This window comes from Bradyrhizobium septentrionale (genome assembly GCF_011516645.4).
GTDB classification, from domain to species: Bacteria; Pseudomonadota; Alphaproteobacteria; order Rhizobiales; family Xanthobacteraceae; genus Bradyrhizobium; species Bradyrhizobium septentrionale.
Genome location: NZ_CP088285.1, coordinates 5,904,176 through 5,918,257, shown reverse-complemented (window position 1 = coordinate 5,918,257; position 14,082 = coordinate 5,904,176). Strand labels below are relative to the sequence as shown.

The following is a 14,082-nucleotide window of genomic DNA, read 5'->3' as shown; positions in this document are numbered from 1 at the left end:
GATAATCCGGCGCGACAGCGTGGCTGCTCTGCGGCAAAATTACCCCCATTATTGACAATAACCGCGGTGCCATGCTGACTTCAGGCGTCGATCCGAAGCCCAGAGCGCATGACAGCCGAGCCCACATTGCCCGATATCCAGGCCCTCTCGCGCGAGGAGGAGCAGGCGGAGGTGATCCGCCGGCTGGAGGAGGACATCATCTTCGGCCGCTTTTCGCCTGGTCTGCGGCTGGTCGAGGATACCCTGATGCAGCGCTACGGCGCGAGCCGGCATTTCGTCCGCCAGGCGCTGTTCCAGCTCGAACGCCAGGGCATCGTGCTGCGCGAGAAGAATGTCGGCGCCACGGTGCGGTTCTATTCGGCCGAGGAAGTGCGGCAGATCTACGAGGTGCGCGAGATGCTGACGCGCCAGGCCGCGCTGATGATCGCGCTGCCCGCGCCGGAAAGCCTGATCGACCAATTGAGCGAGTTGCAAAGGCATTACTGCATCAAGGCCGATGCGCAGGACATGCGCGGCATCCACGAAACCAACGATGCGTTCCACCTCGCGCTGTTCTCCGCCTGCGGCAATCCCTATCTGGTGCGCTCGCTGCAGGACTACATGAACCTGACGCTGCCGATGCGCGCAAAAAATCTCGCCGACAGCGAGGGCCTTGCGCTGTCGCGCCGCCAGCACGAATTGATGATCGAGCTGCTGAAGGGCCGCGACAGCTGGGCGCTGGCGCAGCTCTGCGTCGATCACATGCAGTACAGCAAGGCGGATTATCTCGTCCGCATCTCCAACGACAAAAAGCCGCAATAGCGCGATACGCGGCCTCCTCGTGAAGGAGACGGCGATGCGTCATGTGGCTTTGTTGATTGGATCGTTCGCCGCGCTGCTTGCGCTTGGCACTGCCGGTGAAGCGGCCGATCCGCGCGCGACGCAGCTCAGCTACGAGCCCTGGACCAAGACGTGCCTGACCCAGGCAAGCTGCTTCGTCGGCGCCGCCGCCCGCGGCCAGTGTTCGCCGTCGGGCGGCAGCATCAGCGTTTCGCCGCAGACCAGCAAGCGCGCGATCGTCAGCGCCAATGTCGGAACGCGGACCATGCTGGAGGGCACGATCAGCCTGCGGATCGACCAGGACGAGCCGATCCAGATCGCCAGGCCGCATTGCTACACGCTCGGCTGCGGCGGCGCGCTCGAAGCCGACGGCGAGATGATCGAGCGGCTGAAGCATGCGCAAACCATCGCCGTCGAGGCCAAGAGCCTGACCGGGCAGACCATCAGCCTCAACTTCCCCCTTACCCATTTCGCCGAGACTTTTGACGGGCCCGGGAGCCTGCCCAAGACATCCGGGCAGAGCTCGAAGGAGAGCCAGCGGGAGCATACCGAAGCGGTGAAGCAGCTGCCGCAATGCGAGGACTGATCACTTCTTCCAGTCGATCACCCTTCCCTTGTCGCCGTCGAACTCCATGCTGCAGAACGCGCCGCCCTGGTAGTAGTCGCCGACGGGATCCGGGGGCAGCTTGGCCTGCTCGGCCATCGCGTGCTCGCGGAAATCCTCGCCACGGCCGGTCGGGCGATAGCCGAGATCATAGGCGCGGTGATTGTCCCACCACGAGCGCTCATTGTAGGACGCGCCGTAAAGCACCTCGAAATGGATGTCGGGATGCTCGAGCCCGATGCGGCAGAGCTGCACCAGATCTTCCGGCTTGAGCCAGATCGAGAGCCTGCGGTGATCGAGCGGCACTTCGCCGAAATTGCCGATCCGGATGCAGGTCACCTTGATGCCGTGCTTGTCGGCGTAGAGCGCACCGATGCCTTCGCCGAACACCTTGCTCACCCCGTAGCGGCTGTCCGGCCGCGCGGTAACCTCGGTGCCGATGCGGTGATGACGCGGATAGAACCCGACCGCGTGATTGGAGGAGGCGAAGATCACCCGCTTGACGCCCGTCTTCCGCGCCGCCTCGAACAGATTGTAGCAGCCGATGATGTTGGACTGCAGGATCGAATCCCAGGGGCCTTCGACCGAATAGCCGCCGAAATGCAGGATGCCGTCGACACCCTCGCAGATCGCCTCGACCGCGGCGAGGTCGGCAAGATCGGCCGCCTTGAATTGTTCGTTGTTGCCGAGATCGGCCGGCGGCTTGATGTCGCTCAACAGCAGGTCCGGATAGATCGGCGGCAGCAGCTTGCGCAGGCTCGTGCCGATTCCACCCGATGCGCCGGTCATCAATATGCGTGGCATTCCGTCCCTCGTCTTTCCTGTTCGCCAAGTGATTCATTGGACCGAATTGCGGTCGCAGGCCGACAATGATAGCAAACCAGGCGCTCAAGGAAACACCATCGAAACACAACAACGAGAACAGCAAATGTCCGATGTCCATTCCGCCGGCTGGCGTCCCGCGACCTACTATCCCGATCCCGCGATCCACGCGCTCGATCCGCGCTTCGAGAAATACTGGCTGAAGCTCTCCGCCGTCGAACGCATCGCCACCGGCCTGCGCTGGGCCGAAGGTCCGGTGTGGTTCGGCGACGGCCGCTATCTGTTGTGCAGCGACATCCCGAACCAGCGCATCCTCAAATGGGAGGAAGAGACCGGCGCGGTCAGCATCTTCCGCAAGCCGTCGAATTTCGCCAACGGCAACACCCGCGACCGCCAGGGCCGTCTCATCACCTGCGAGCATGGCGGCCGCCGCGTGGTGCGCACCGAATATGACGGATCGATTACGGTGCTGATCGATTCGTTCGGCGGCAACCGGCTGAACTCGCCGAACGACGTCGTGGTGAAATCCGACGGCGCGATCTGGTTCACCGATCCGATCTTCGGCCTGCTCGGCAATTACGAGGGCTACAAGGCCGAGCCCGAGATCGCGCCCAACGTCTACCGGCTCGATCCCGCGACCGGCAACGCCAGCATCGTCGCCGAAGGCGTGCTCGGCCCGAACGGGCTGTGCTTCTCGCCGGACGAGAAGATCCTCTATGTCGTGGAATCCCGCGGCGAGCCGAACCGCAAGATCCTGGCCTATGACGTTTCCGCCGACGGCACGACGATTTCCAACAAGCGCGTCTTCATCGATGCCGGCCCCGGCACGCCCGACGGCATGCGCTGCGACATCGACGGCAATCTGTGGTGCGGCTGGGGCATGGGTGATCCCGAGCTCGACGGCGTCGTGGTGTTCGCGCCCGACGGCGTCATGATCGGCCGCATCGCGCTGCCGGAGCGTTGCGCCAACCTCTGCTTCGGCGGACTGAAGCGCAACCGCCTGTTCATGGCGGCGAGCCAGTCGATCTATGCGCTGTACGTCAACACCCAAGGTGCACTCGGCGGTTAGTTGCCTCCCACTGCGGAAGGCAAAGAGGACAAAACGGCATCTCCAAATGTCTGACGCCGGAGCGGTGATCCGCCCCGGCGCCAGAAATCGCGTCTCTCGTGGTTCGGCTTACGCGGCGTTGTAGCCGGCGACAGCCTTGGCCTCGAGATATTCTTCCAGACCGTAGCGGCCCCACTCGCGGCCGTTGCCGGACTGCTTGTAGCCACCGAACGGCGCAGAGCGTTCATTCGGCACGCCCTGCAGGTTGACGTTGCCGGCGCGGATCTGGCGGCCGACGCGGCGCGCGGTTTCCACGGAGTCGGCCGAGACGTAACCGGCGAGACCATAGGGCGTGTCGTTGGCGATCTTCACCGCCTCAGCCTCATCCTTGGCGCCGAGGATGGTCAGCACCGGTCCGAAGATCTCCTCGCGGGCGATCGTCATGTCGTTGGTGACGTCGGCGAAGATGGTCGGACGGACATAGAAGCCCTTGTTGACGCCCTCGGGCAGGCCCGGGCCGCCGGCGACGAGCGTTGCGCCCTCATCGATGCCCTTCTGGATCAGCGCCTGGATCTTGTCCCACTGGCCACGGTTGACCACCGGACCGATCGTGGTGCCGTCAGCGCGCGGATCGCCGGCCTTGGTCTTGTCAGCGACGCCCTTCGCGATCGCGGCCACTTCCTTCATCTTGGAGAGCGGCACGATCATGCGCGACGGCGCGTTGCAGGACTGGCCCGAGTTGTTGAACATGTGCATCACGCCGCCGGTCACCGCCTTGGCGAGGTCGGCGCCTTCGAGGATCACGTTCGGCGACTTGCCGCCGAGTTCCTGGCTGACGCGTTTCACGGTCGGCGCCGCACGCTTGGCGACGTCGACGCCGGCGCGGGTCGAGCCGGTGAACGAGATCATGTCGATGTCCGGGTGCTCGCTCATCGCGGCACCAACCTCCGGGCCGAGGCCGTTGAGGAGGTTGAACACGCCCTTCGGCACGCCGGCTTCATGGAGTATTTCCGCGAAGATCAGCGCCGAGGTCGGGGTGAACTCCGAGGGCTTCAGGATCATGGTGCAGCCCGCGGCGAGCGCGGGCGCGACCTTGCAGGCGATCTGGTTGAGCGGCCAGTTCCAGGGAGTGATCATGCCGATCACGCCGACCGGCTCGCGCACGATCACAGCGGTGCCCATGGTCTCCTCGAACTCGTACTTCTTGAGCACTTCGAGGGTATTCATGAGATGGCCGAGGCCGGCGCCGGCCTGCAGCTTCTCCGCCATCGGCAGCGGCGCGCCCATCTCGTCGGAGACGGCGGCGCCGATCTCCTTCATGCGGCCCTTGTAGACCTCGATGATTTTGGTGAGCAGCGCGACGCGCTCCTCGCGGCTGGTCTGGGAAAACGTCTCGAACGCGCGCTTGGCGGCGGCGACTGCCTTGTCGACATCGGCCTTGGAGCCGAGCGCAATCTCGTACATCGCCTCTTCGGTCGCCGGATTGACGACAGGGGTGGACTTGCCTTTGACGACGGGATCGACCCAGGCGCCGTCGATGTAGAATTGCATGCGATTGACCATCGGAAACCTCTTGTACGGGGCGTATGGAATGGGGGAACGAAAGCGTTCGGCAGGCATCCTTGCACGAAAGCCCGGCGAATTGAACCCGCCATGTGCGGGGCGCGGCTCGTGCGCGCCCGCGAGATATAAGGTAGCCGCCCGAGTGGTGGCAAGGCATGCGCCAAATGGGTCCCGGCTCTGCGTCGCGTCACTCCGTGCCGCGCCGCGTCCGGGACACGAACACCTCCCTGGCCGACCGCCTTGGTGCCCCGGATGCGGCGCAGCGCGAAGCGTTGCGACGCCGGTCCGGGGCCCATTCCAAATCACACCGCCATTTTGCGATGCCGCACCGGCGCGCCGACGGAGAGGCTTTCCGCCGCATCGATGATGGCGTTGGCGTCGATGCCGTAGTGGCGGTAGAGGTCACCGATCGTGCCGGTCTGGCCGAAATGCTCGACGCCGAGTGCCTCGAGGCGGTGGCCGCGCACGCTGCCGAGCCAGCCGAGCGAGGCCGGATGGCCGTCGATCACGGTCACTATGCCGCAGTCGCGGCTGAGCGGCGCCAGCATGCGCTCGATATGACTCAGATGCTGCACGCCGCGGCGGTCGCGTCGCAAATTCCGCGCGGCGGACCATCCGCCATAGAGCCGGTCGGCCGAGGTTACCGCCAGGAGACCGACGTCGCGGTGGCTCTCGCCGATCAGGCCGACCGCCTCGATCGCCTCCGGCGCGACGGTGCCGGTATAGGCAATCACGATGTCGCAGTTCGGCCCCGGCTTGCGCATCCAGTAGGCGCCATCGGTGATGTCGCGCTGCAGGTCCGGCGTCATGATCCGTTGCGGCTGCTCCAGCGTTCGCGTCGAGAGCCGCAAGTAAACCGAACCACCCTCGGCGCCCTCGCGCTGCATGTGGCCGAAACCCCAGCCCATGATCACGGCAAGTTCATCGACGAAGGCCGGATCGAACGAGGCGAGCCCGTCCTGCCCCATCCCGATCAGCGGCGTCTTGATCGACTGATGCGCGCCGCCTTCCGGCGCCAGCGAGATGCCCGACGGCGTCGCCGCCACCATGAAGCGGGCATCCTGGTAGCAGGCATAGTTCAACGCATCGAGGCCGCGCTCGATGAAGGGATCGTACAGCGTGCCGACCGGCAACAGCCGCGCGCCATTGATCTGGTGCGACAGGCCGAGCGCCGACAGCATGATGAACAAATTCATCTCGGCGATGCCGAGCTCGAGATGCTGCCCCTTCGGCGAATATTCCCAGGTGAAGGCGGACGGGATCTTCTCCTGCCGGAACAGGTCGTGGTTCTCCGCCTTGGCGAACAGCCCGCGGCGGTTGACCCAGCCGCCGAGATTGGTCGACACCGTGACGTCGGGCGACGCGGTGACGATGCGCGAGGCCAGTTCACTGTCGCCGCGCGCCAGCTCGTGCAGCACGAGGCCAAAGCCCTGCTGCGTCGACATCTGCGCGGAGGCCTTGAAGGCGAGCCGCTCCGGCACGTCGATTTCAGGCGCCGACAGGCGGCGGCGTCCCTCGCGGTTGAACGGCGCGTCCGCCAGGAAGGCCTCGAGCTTGGCAGGCTGCTGCGACAGGCCCTCGAACTTGTCCCACTCGTGACCGGTGCGGATGTTCTGCGCCGCGCGCCACTTCTCCATCTGCGCCACCGTCATCAGGCCGGCGTGGTTGTCCTTGTGGCCCTGCATCGGCAGGCCGACGCCCTTGATGGTGTAGGCGATGAAGCAGACCGGGCGGTCGTGGTCGACCGCCTCGAAGGCCTCGATCATGCTCGCCATGTCGTGGCCGCCGAGGTTCGACATCAGCGCCAGCAACTGGTCGTCGCTGCGCCGGTCGATCAGCGCCGTCACCGCGCCCTGGTCGCCGATGTCGTCGTGCAGATGCTTGCGGAACGCCGCGCCGCCCTGGAAGCAGAGCGCCGCGTACATCTGGTTCGGGCAATTGTCGATCCAGCGCCGCAACGCCTCGCCGCCGGGCTCGGCGAACGCCTCCAGCATCAGCTTGCCGTACTTCACGATCACCACGTCCCAGCCGAAATTGCGGAACATGGTCTCGAACTTGGCCCACAGCCCTTCGCGCACCACGGCGTCGAGCGACTGCCTATTATAGTCGACGACCCACCAGGTGTTGCGCAGGCCGTGCTTCCACCCCTCGAGCAGCGCCTCGAAGATGTTGCCCTCGTCCATCTCGGCGTCGCCGACCAGCGCGATCATGCGGCCCTCGGGCCGGTCCTTCATCCAGCCGTGCGCCTTGACGTAATCCTGCACCAGCGAAGCGAACAAGGTCTGCGCCACGCCGAGGCCGACCGAGCCGGTCGAGAAATCGACGTCGTCGACGTCCTTGGTGCGCGACGGATAGGACTGCGCGCCCTTGTAGCCGCGGAAATTCTCCAGCTTGTCGCGGGTCTGGTGGCCGAACAGATACTGGATGGCGTGGAACACCGGGCTCGCATGCGGCTTCACCGCGACGCGGTCCTGCGGCCGCAGCACCGAGAAATACAGCGCCGACATGATATTGGCGAGCGAGGCCGACGACGCCTGATGGCCGCCGACCTTCAACCCGTCGCTATTTTGCCTGACATGGTTGGCGTGATGGATGGTCCATGACGACAGCCACAGCACCTTGCGGGCCAGGGCTGTGAGCATATCGAGGCGTTCAGGCGCAATTCCCATGACGATGTTCCTGGCGATGCTCCGGGCGATATCGGCGATGTTACTGCCGCTGGGGCCGACGAAAATCTCAATTCCACGCGACAACACAGAAAAAATTGGGATAAATTCCCACGATCCGGCCGCAACCAACGAGTTCATCTCAATGCCTGCCCTCGACGCCATCGACCGCAAGATCCTGAGTCTGCTCCAGACCGACAGCCGCATGACCATGCAGGAACTCGCCGACAAGGTCGGGCTGTCGGTGTCGCCCTGCCATCGCCGGGTCAAGCTGCTCGAGCAACGCGGCGTGATCTCTCGCTACATCGCAACCGTCGACCAGAAATCGATCGGGCTGCATGTCTCGGTCTTCATCTCGATCAAGCTGGCGCGGCAGAAGGAGGAAGACCTCAACCGTTTCGCCCGCGCGATCTCGAAATGGGACGAGGTGCTCGAATGCTATCTGATGACCGGCAACCGCGACTATTTGCTGCGCGTCGTCGCCGCCGACCTCTCCTCCTATGAAGCGTTTCTGAAGAACAAGCTGACCCGGCTCGACGGCATCGCCTCGATCGAGTCGAGTTTTGCGCTGAGCCAGGTGAAGTACTCGACCGCGTTGCCGGTGTAGAAGTGTTGGTGGGGACGCCGACCGTGCCAACACCACGGTGTCGTCCTGGCGAAAGCCAGGACGACGCCGAGTTTTGTTGGACGGTCTGTGAGTCAAACATCCGCATTCTCGCGACATGATCTGCCCGAGCTTTGCTCTTCGTTCCACCCTCTCTCTTGCAGAGGGCGCAGGGAAAGCCGGGTGCCGATCGCACCCATGGGCCCCGAGCAAAGGGTGAAAGCTCGGGGGTAGGACCACAGGTGTAACCGGAGCAATCCGGCTTTCCCTGCGCGATGGTCTTACGGCTTATACGTGCTCGCCCCGGCGAGACTGGGCTTGGTTGTCACCGCCTTCCCTGAGAAGCGCTAGCTTCTTTAGGAGAGGACACCTACCACTAGGGCGTCAGGCCTGCACGACTTCGCCGTCCGCTTCACATGCGTTCGTCGCCTGCATGATCGGCGTCCACCGCATCTCACACCGCGTTCGTGACGATCGCGAAGCGCCCCTCCATCGGGTGAGACGGGCGAACCATACACCGAGTTGCCGTTCCGATAAACCGAAATATTTTTGCTGCCAGGACTTGACGCGTCGGGCAACTCAGTGATCGAGGTGCAACCCCGCAAGCGGCCCGGAGCCATTACCCACCGGGCGCCTTCACGGGATTTGCGATATGGTCGCGAGCGATCCCCCGCATTGGTCTCCCGGACATCTGGAGGAAACCGTCGTGAAAGCTTCGTCAATGGCCGCAATGATTGTCGTCGCCCTCGCCTCAACCGCGGCGGCAAACGCACAAATCGCCGGAGATCCACCAGGCAACAAGAAGCCTGTCACACAGCGCAAGCCGCAGGCGAAGGACCAGCCTTCGGCGCAGATCTTCTGCAAGAACGGCGTCCCTTGTCGCCCGGTGAGGAAAGGCTGCCATCTTGAGCAGCAGTCCGGCGGCTTCAACGAGGAAGTCTGTCCGTGACCGGGGCGCGCCGGCGCGACGACCGGCGCGGACATGCTTGCGGACATGTTCAACGAAACCGACAGCCCGGCTATCTGGCTGCCGGGCCGGCAGGGTATGACTGAGCAGGCGTCACGACCGTCGGCATGAAGCTGGTCGCCAGATCGGCTGAACGACGGCGCAACAACCCAGCTACGGCGCGATCCACACGCCGGTCACGATGATGGCCAGTGCGACGGCAATCACCAGCATATCCGTTGCGAGCCAATCGGGCAGTCCCTTTGACCATTCGCGCATGTCCGCGACTCCTTCTGTTCGCGTCCGAGCCGATATGTTGACACGGACCATGCGCCGACGAGCGTGAAGCAGATCACACAAATCGGGAAAAAGTGGCAATCCAAACTTCGCTGCGCGCAGCGCGCGCAAGTTGCAGCACACGATCGACCTGCCGCGCAGGTTTCTGAACATGTTCGGGCTGAGTGCGCTTGCGCTGCGCGCCTCTCCGGAGACGCAACCCACAGTGTCGCTCGCGGCGAAGATGGTGAGTTACGCCTTCCGCCTTCGCTCGTTGAGCTACGGCGGACGTGGTCGGCTACCCCCTACGCTCTGCCCGCGCCCTCACAGCACCTTGCGCTGCGCCAAATTCTTCATCAGCGCACCGACGCCGAAGCTCCAGGGCTCGCATTCGTCGCTGCTGCGCATGCGGTTGACGAGCTTGCCGAGCTGGGGCGCGGCAATGGTGACGATGTCGTCGCGCTTGTGGGTGAAGCCCTCACCCTTGGCGTCGCGGTCCTTGACCGGCGCGAACATCGTGCCGAGGAACAGCGCAAAGCCGTCGGGATATTGGTGCACGGGGCCGATGGTCTGGGCGACCAGATCGGTCGGGTCGCGGCTGATCTTTGAGATCGAGGAATGGCCTTCGAGCACGAAACCGTCCGCGCCCTTCACGGTCAGGCCGACATCCATCTTCCTGACGTCGTCGAGCGAGAAGGTCTGGTCGAACAGGCGGAGCAGCGGGCCGATCGCGCACGATGCGTTGTTGTCCTTGGCCTTCGACAATAGCAACGCCGAGCGGCCCTCGAAGTCGCGCAGATTGACGTCGTTGCCGAGCGCGGCGCCGACGATCTTGCCGGCGCCGGAAACAATGAGCACGACCTCCGGCTCCGGATTGTTCCAGGTCGACTTCGGATGCAGCCCGGCATCCATGCCGGTACCGACCGAGGACAGCGTCGGCGCCTTGGTGAACACTTCCGCGTCCGGGCCGATGCCGACCTCCAAATACTGGCTCCAGGCGTTCTGATCGATCAAGACCTGCTTCAGCTTCATCGCCTGCTCGGAGCCCGGCTTCAGCTTGGAAAGATCGTCACCGACCAGCCACACCACCTCGGTGCGGATCGCTTCCGCAGAGGATGGATTGCCGCGCGCCCGCTCCTCGATCACGCGCTCCAGCATCGAGATCGCGAACGTGACCCCGGCGGCCTTCAGCACCTGCAGATCGACCGGCGCGAGCAGATGCGGCTTTGTGCCGTCGCGGCGGTCCGGCGGCGTGTTGGCGAGGATCGCGTCGAAATCGCCGAGCCGCTCGCCTTTGGTCGCGCGCAACGCCGCTGCGGGATCGCTCTCCTCGCACAGCGCGCTCACGGTCGGGAACCGCGCCGTGACGTCGAACACGCCGTCCGCCCGCACCGCGACCACGGCCGGGCCGCCGGCCTGCGGCAACCAGACCCGTCCGACCAGCGTGCCGGCGGTCGCGTCCTCCGGCAGGACGTCTTTTAGCGTGAGCGAAATCATCGGCGTCTCCCATTGTTGTTGGCGCTTGTTAGCACAGTCCCGCCGACTGCGTGAAACAGCGGTCATGCCATTGTCATAGAGGGGTAACATCGCCCGTCAATGCTCCCGTCGATCCATCTAACACACTGAAAGACGGACCTGCATGACCGCCCCCCACCTCACCGACGAAGCCTCCCGAGATGAAGCCTTGCGCGACGAAGCCTTCCGTGACGAAGCCTTGCGCGCCCGCATCCACCAGGAGATGGCCGACAGCTTCGATGAGGAACTTGAGCTCGAGCTCGACGACGTCAGGCTCGACAAGCTCGACCATGACGGGTCCGCTGGACATCCGTCGATCGATCGCAAACTCTATTTCCGCGAATTGCTACGGCTGCAGGGCGAGTTGGTGAAGCTGCAGGACTGGGTGCAGCACGAGAAGAAGAAGGTGGTGGTGCTGTTCGAGGGGCGCGATTCCGCCGGCAAGGGCGGCGTCATCAAGCGCATCACCCAGCGGCTCAACCCCCGCATCTGCCGCGTCGCGGCGCTGCCGGCGCCGAACGAGCGCGAACGCACGCAATGGTATTTTCAGCGCTACGTGTCGCATCTGCCGGCCGGCGGCGAAATGGTGCTGTTCGACCGCAGCTGGTACAACCGCGCCGGCGTCGAGAAGGTGATGGGGTTCTGCACCGACGAGCAGTACGAGGAATTCTTCAAGTCGGTGCCGGAATTCGAGCGCATGCTGATCCGCTCCGGCACCATCCTGTTGAAATACTGGTTCTCGATCACCGACGAGGAACAGGCGTTCCGTTTCTCGATGCGGATCCATGACCCGCTGAAGCAGTGGAAGCTGAGCCCGATGGACGTCGAGGCGCGAACCCGCTGGGAGCAGTACACCAAGGCCAAGGAGACGATGCTGGAGCGCACCCATCTGCAGGACTCGCCGTGGTGGATCGTCGACGCCGTCGACAAGAAGCGCGCCCGGCTCAACTGCATCTCGCATCTGCTGAGCCAGATGCCGTATCAGGCTGTGCAGCACCAACCGGTCGTGCTGCCGCCCCGGGTGCGCAACCCCGACTATCACCGCGGCCCGATCCCGCCGGAGATGTACGTGCCGGGAAGGTATTGATCCGGGGTGCGATCTGCGCGCTCCCGCTTGCGGCAAGCGCTCAACGTCCCCACAAACTCGTCATGCCCGGGCTTGTCCCGGGCATCCACGTCTTCGTTTCCGCGCGAGAAAAGACGTGGATGGCCGGGACAAGGCCGGCCATGACGGTGCGGAGAGTCCAGTTGATTCCAAATGCAATCCGACCTCTCCCCGCAAGCGGGGCGAGGTAAGAAGGCCAGCACTTGGGCAACTGCGCCTACTATTGGCGGAGGCCCGCACTATTGCTGCGGCCAAATCCCGACGCTAGGCTTCCCCGATCTGGTGCAGGGAGGCCCGCTTGACTCAATCCGACGACATCACAATTTCCGAAGATCGCCGTGACGCGCTGCGCTATGCGCTCGGGATCGGCAGCGGCGCCGCGCTGGTGGCCGCGTTGGCAACCCCGGCCGCGGCGCAGACGCCTGCCGACAACACGCTGGATCGTATCCGCGCCAACAAGGTGCTGCGGATCGCCGTGCTGCCGGGCGAACTGCCCTATTTCAACAAGGATCTCGCCTCCGGCACCTGGTCCGGCTTCTCGATCGAGATGGCCAACGATCTGGCAAAGCTGCTCGACGTCAAGCTGGAATATGTCGAATCGACCTATGGCAATTCAATTCTCGATTTGCAGGCCAACAAGATCGATCTCGGCTTCGCGCTCAACCCGACGCCGCAGCGCGCGCTGGTGGTCGATTTCACCAATCTGGTGTTCCCGCATCCGTTCGGCGCGATGCTGAAGAAGGGGCTGGAGGCCAAGGCTTCAGATGCTAAGACCTGGGCCGACATCAACAAGCCGGAGGTCAAGATCGCGGTCGACGTCGGCTCGGCCAACGAGGCGGTGGCGCGGCGCTTTGCGCCGAACGCCACCATCAAGTCGCTGAAGTCGCGCGACGAGGTGATGCTGGAAATGTCCTCGGGCCGCGTCGATTGCGTCGTCAACGCGCTGGTGCTCGGGCTGACCGCGATCGCCAAAAACCCCAATCTCGGCACCTACAAGATCCTGACCTCGCCGTCGGTGACGATCGCGAGCGGCATGGCAGTGCGCCGCGAGGGCGACAAGCGCTGGCGCGACTTCCTCTCGGTGTGGGTCGACTATAACAGAGGCATCGGCCAGATGCGCGAATGGTTCGTCAAGGGCCTCGGGCTTGCCGGCGTGAAGCCGGAGGACGTGCCGGTGGAGTTGAGTATCTAGCCGCGCAATCCAGCGGTTTCTTCACCTCTCCCCGCCTGCGGGGAGAGGTCGGATCACATCGCCAGATGTGATCCGGGTGAGGGGGTACAGGTCTTTCGAGCATCGATACTCGCGGTGAGAGCCCCTCACCCCAACCCTCTCCCCGTAAGAACGGGGAGAGGGAGAGGAAACAAACTCACACCTTGTCATAGGTCAGCCCGCGCTCCAGCCGCCGCGCCACCAGCGTCGATGGGAACAGGATCGCAAAATAGATCAGCGCCACGATGGTGTAGACCTCGAGCGGCCGGTAGGTGTCGGCGTTGATCAAGGTCGCGTTGTAGACGAGATCGGGCACCGCGATGATCGAGACCAGCGAGGTGTTCTTCAGCTGCGTCACCGACTGGTTGACGTAAGGCGCCATCATCGGCTTCAGCGCCTGCGGCAGGATCACGAGCCGCATCAAGCGCCAGCCGCGGAAGCCGAGCGCCTTCGCGGCGTCCCACTGCCCGACCGGCACGCTCTCGATCGAGCCGCGCACGATCTCGGCATAGAACGCGCCGCCATAAAGCGAGAGCACGCTGACGGCCGCGGCATGCGCCGGGATGTTGACGCCGATCACGACCGGAAACGCGTAATAGAACCAGATGATCTGCACCAGCAGCGGCGTGCAGCGGAACAATTCGATGTAGGCGATCAGCAGCCAGTCGATCACGGGAATCCGCCGCAGCCGCAGCATGCCGACGATCAGGCCGATCAATGTGCCCAGGATGATGGTGCCGATCGTGTAGGCCATGGTCCAGCCGAGCCCGAGCAAGAACAGATGGCTGTACTTGCCAAGGATCGCGAAATCCCAAACGTAGTTCATCCTGCCCCTCGGTTGACTTTAGCTTTGACGCGTTTTCTTCACGCGAACCGGTGCCCACTTCGCTCGAAAACGCTTTGG

12 protein-coding genes are annotated in these 14,082 nt (G+C 64.1%); 7 read left to right on the top strand and 5 right to left on the bottom strand.

Features of this window, described 5'->3' with window-relative positions:
• The first annotated feature begins 108 nt into the window (after positions 1–108).
• The gene (locus tag HAP48_RS30020) at positions 109–801 is read left to right on the top strand and encodes a GntR family transcriptional regulator (protein ID WP_166203442.1); all 693 of its coding nucleotides are present in this window, start codon (positions 109–111) and stop codon (positions 799–801) included.
• A gap of 34 nt (positions 802–835) precedes the next feature.
• On the top strand, positions 836–1,405 hold the full coding sequence (locus HAP48_RS30015) for an invasion associated locus B family protein (protein WP_166203440.1): 570 nt from the start codon (positions 836–838) through the stop codon (positions 1,403–1,405).
• Here HAP48_RS30015 and HAP48_RS30010 read toward each other — a convergent pair whose 3' ends face one another.
• Positions 1,406–2,227 carry an NAD-dependent epimerase/dehydratase family protein gene (locus HAP48_RS30010; protein WP_166203438.1) on the bottom strand — a complete coding sequence of 274 codons (822 nt, stop codon included), beginning with the start codon at positions 2,225–2,227 and terminating at the stop codon, positions 1,406–1,408.
• A gap of 124 nt (positions 2,228–2,351) precedes the next feature.
• Between HAP48_RS30010 and HAP48_RS30005 the strand changes: the two genes are divergently transcribed.
• Positions 2,352–3,314 carry an SMP-30/gluconolactonase/LRE family protein gene (locus HAP48_RS30005; protein ID WP_166203436.1) on the top strand — a complete coding sequence of 321 codons (963 nt, stop codon included), beginning with the start codon at positions 2,352–2,354 and terminating at the stop codon, positions 3,312–3,314.
• A gap of 108 nt (positions 3,315–3,422) precedes the next feature.
• Here the strand turns inward: HAP48_RS30005 and HAP48_RS30000 are convergent, their stop codons facing one another.
• The gene (locus tag HAP48_RS30000; RefSeq protein ID WP_166203434.1) at positions 3,423–4,856 is read right to left on the bottom strand and encodes an aldehyde dehydrogenase family protein; all 1,434 of its coding nucleotides are present in this window, start codon (positions 4,854–4,856) and stop codon (positions 3,423–3,425) included.
• A 302-nt stretch (positions 4,857–5,158) separates the two neighbouring features.
• Positions 5,159–7,525: a transketolase gene (locus HAP48_RS29995; protein WP_166203432.1), complete on the bottom strand. Its 2,367-nt coding sequence runs from the start codon at positions 7,523–7,525 to the stop codon at positions 5,159–5,161.
• Positions 7,526–7,667: 142 nt separating this feature from the next.
• On the opposite strand from HAP48_RS29995, the gene HAP48_RS29990 reads away from it, so the two are divergent.
• Positions 7,668–8,129 (top strand): Lrp/AsnC family transcriptional regulator, encoded by a 462-nt coding sequence (locus HAP48_RS29990; protein WP_029078130.1) that lies wholly within the window; start codon positions 7,668–7,670, stop codon positions 8,127–8,129.
• Positions 8,130–8,778: 649 nt separating this feature from the next.
• Positions 8,779–9,075 carry a hypothetical protein gene (locus tag HAP48_RS29985; RefSeq protein WP_166203430.1) on the top strand — a complete coding sequence of 99 codons (297 nt, stop codon included), beginning with the start codon at positions 8,779–8,781 and terminating at the stop codon, positions 9,073–9,075.
• A 597-nt stretch (positions 9,076–9,672) separates the two neighbouring features.
• Here HAP48_RS29985 and HAP48_RS29980 read toward each other — a convergent pair.
• Positions 9,673–10,845, bottom strand: coding sequence for a fumarylacetoacetate hydrolase family protein (locus HAP48_RS29980; RefSeq protein ID WP_166203426.1), 1,173 nt, complete (start codon positions 10,843–10,845; stop codon positions 9,673–9,675).
• 241 nt (positions 10,846–11,086) lie between these two features.
• Between HAP48_RS29980 and ppk2 the strand changes: the two genes are divergently transcribed.
• Positions 11,087–11,950 (top strand): polyphosphate kinase 2, encoded by an 864-nt coding sequence (gene ppk2, locus HAP48_RS29975; RefSeq protein ID WP_166215274.1) that lies wholly within the window; start codon positions 11,087–11,089, stop codon positions 11,948–11,950.
• Between the two features lie 316 nt (positions 11,951–12,266).
• Complete coding sequence (locus HAP48_RS29970) at positions 12,267–13,160, top strand: transporter substrate-binding domain-containing protein (protein WP_166203424.1); 894 nt, start codon at positions 12,267–12,269, stop codon at positions 13,158–13,160.
• A 175-nt stretch (positions 13,161–13,335) separates the two neighbouring features.
• Here the strand turns inward: HAP48_RS29970 and HAP48_RS29965 are convergent, their stop codons facing one another.
• Positions 13,336–14,004: an amino acid ABC transporter permease gene (locus HAP48_RS29965; RefSeq protein ID WP_166203422.1), complete on the bottom strand. Its 669-nt coding sequence runs from the start codon at positions 14,002–14,004 to the stop codon at positions 13,336–13,338.
• Positions 14,005–14,082 lie beyond the last annotated feature (78 nt).

What these genes read in the sequence shown, in the direction of transcription:
- HAP48_RS30020 (WP_166203442.1), top strand. Translation starts at nt 109, where the DNA reads ATGACAGCCGAGCCCACATTGCCCGATATCCAGGCCCTCTCGCGCGAG.
- HAP48_RS30015 (WP_166203440.1), top strand. Translation starts at nt 836, where the DNA reads ATGCGTCATGTGGCTTTGTTGATTGGATCGTTCGCCGCGCTGCTTGCG.
- HAP48_RS30010 (WP_166203438.1), bottom strand. Translation starts at nt 2,227, where the DNA reads ATGCCACGCATATTGATGACCGGCGCATCGGGTGGAATCGGCACGAGC.
- HAP48_RS30005 (WP_166203436.1), top strand. Translation starts at nt 2,352, where the DNA reads ATGTCCGATGTCCATTCCGCCGGCTGGCGTCCCGCGACCTACTATCCC.
- HAP48_RS30000 (WP_166203434.1), bottom strand. Translation starts at nt 4,856, where the DNA reads ATGGTCAATCGCATGCAATTCTACATCGACGGCGCCTGGGTCGATCCC.
- HAP48_RS29995 (WP_166203432.1), bottom strand. Translation starts at nt 7,525, where the DNA reads ATGGGAATTGCGCCTGAACGCCTCGATATGCTCACAGCCCTGGCCCGC.
- HAP48_RS29990 (WP_029078130.1), top strand. Translation starts at nt 7,668, where the DNA reads ATGCCTGCCCTCGACGCCATCGACCGCAAGATCCTGAGTCTGCTCCAG.
- HAP48_RS29985 (WP_166203430.1), top strand. Translation starts at nt 8,779, where the DNA reads ATGGTCGCGAGCGATCCCCCGCATTGGTCTCCCGGACATCTGGAGGAA.
- HAP48_RS29980 (WP_166203426.1), bottom strand. Translation starts at nt 10,845, where the DNA reads ATGATTTCGCTCACGCTAAAAGACGTCCTGCCGGAGGACGCGACCGCC.
- ppk2 (WP_166215274.1), top strand. Translation starts at nt 11,087, where the DNA reads ATGGCCGACAGCTTCGATGAGGAACTTGAGCTCGAGCTCGACGACGTC.
- HAP48_RS29965 (WP_166203422.1), bottom strand. Translation starts at nt 14,004, where the DNA reads ATGAACTACGTTTGGGATTTCGCGATCCTTGGCAAGTACAGCCATCTG.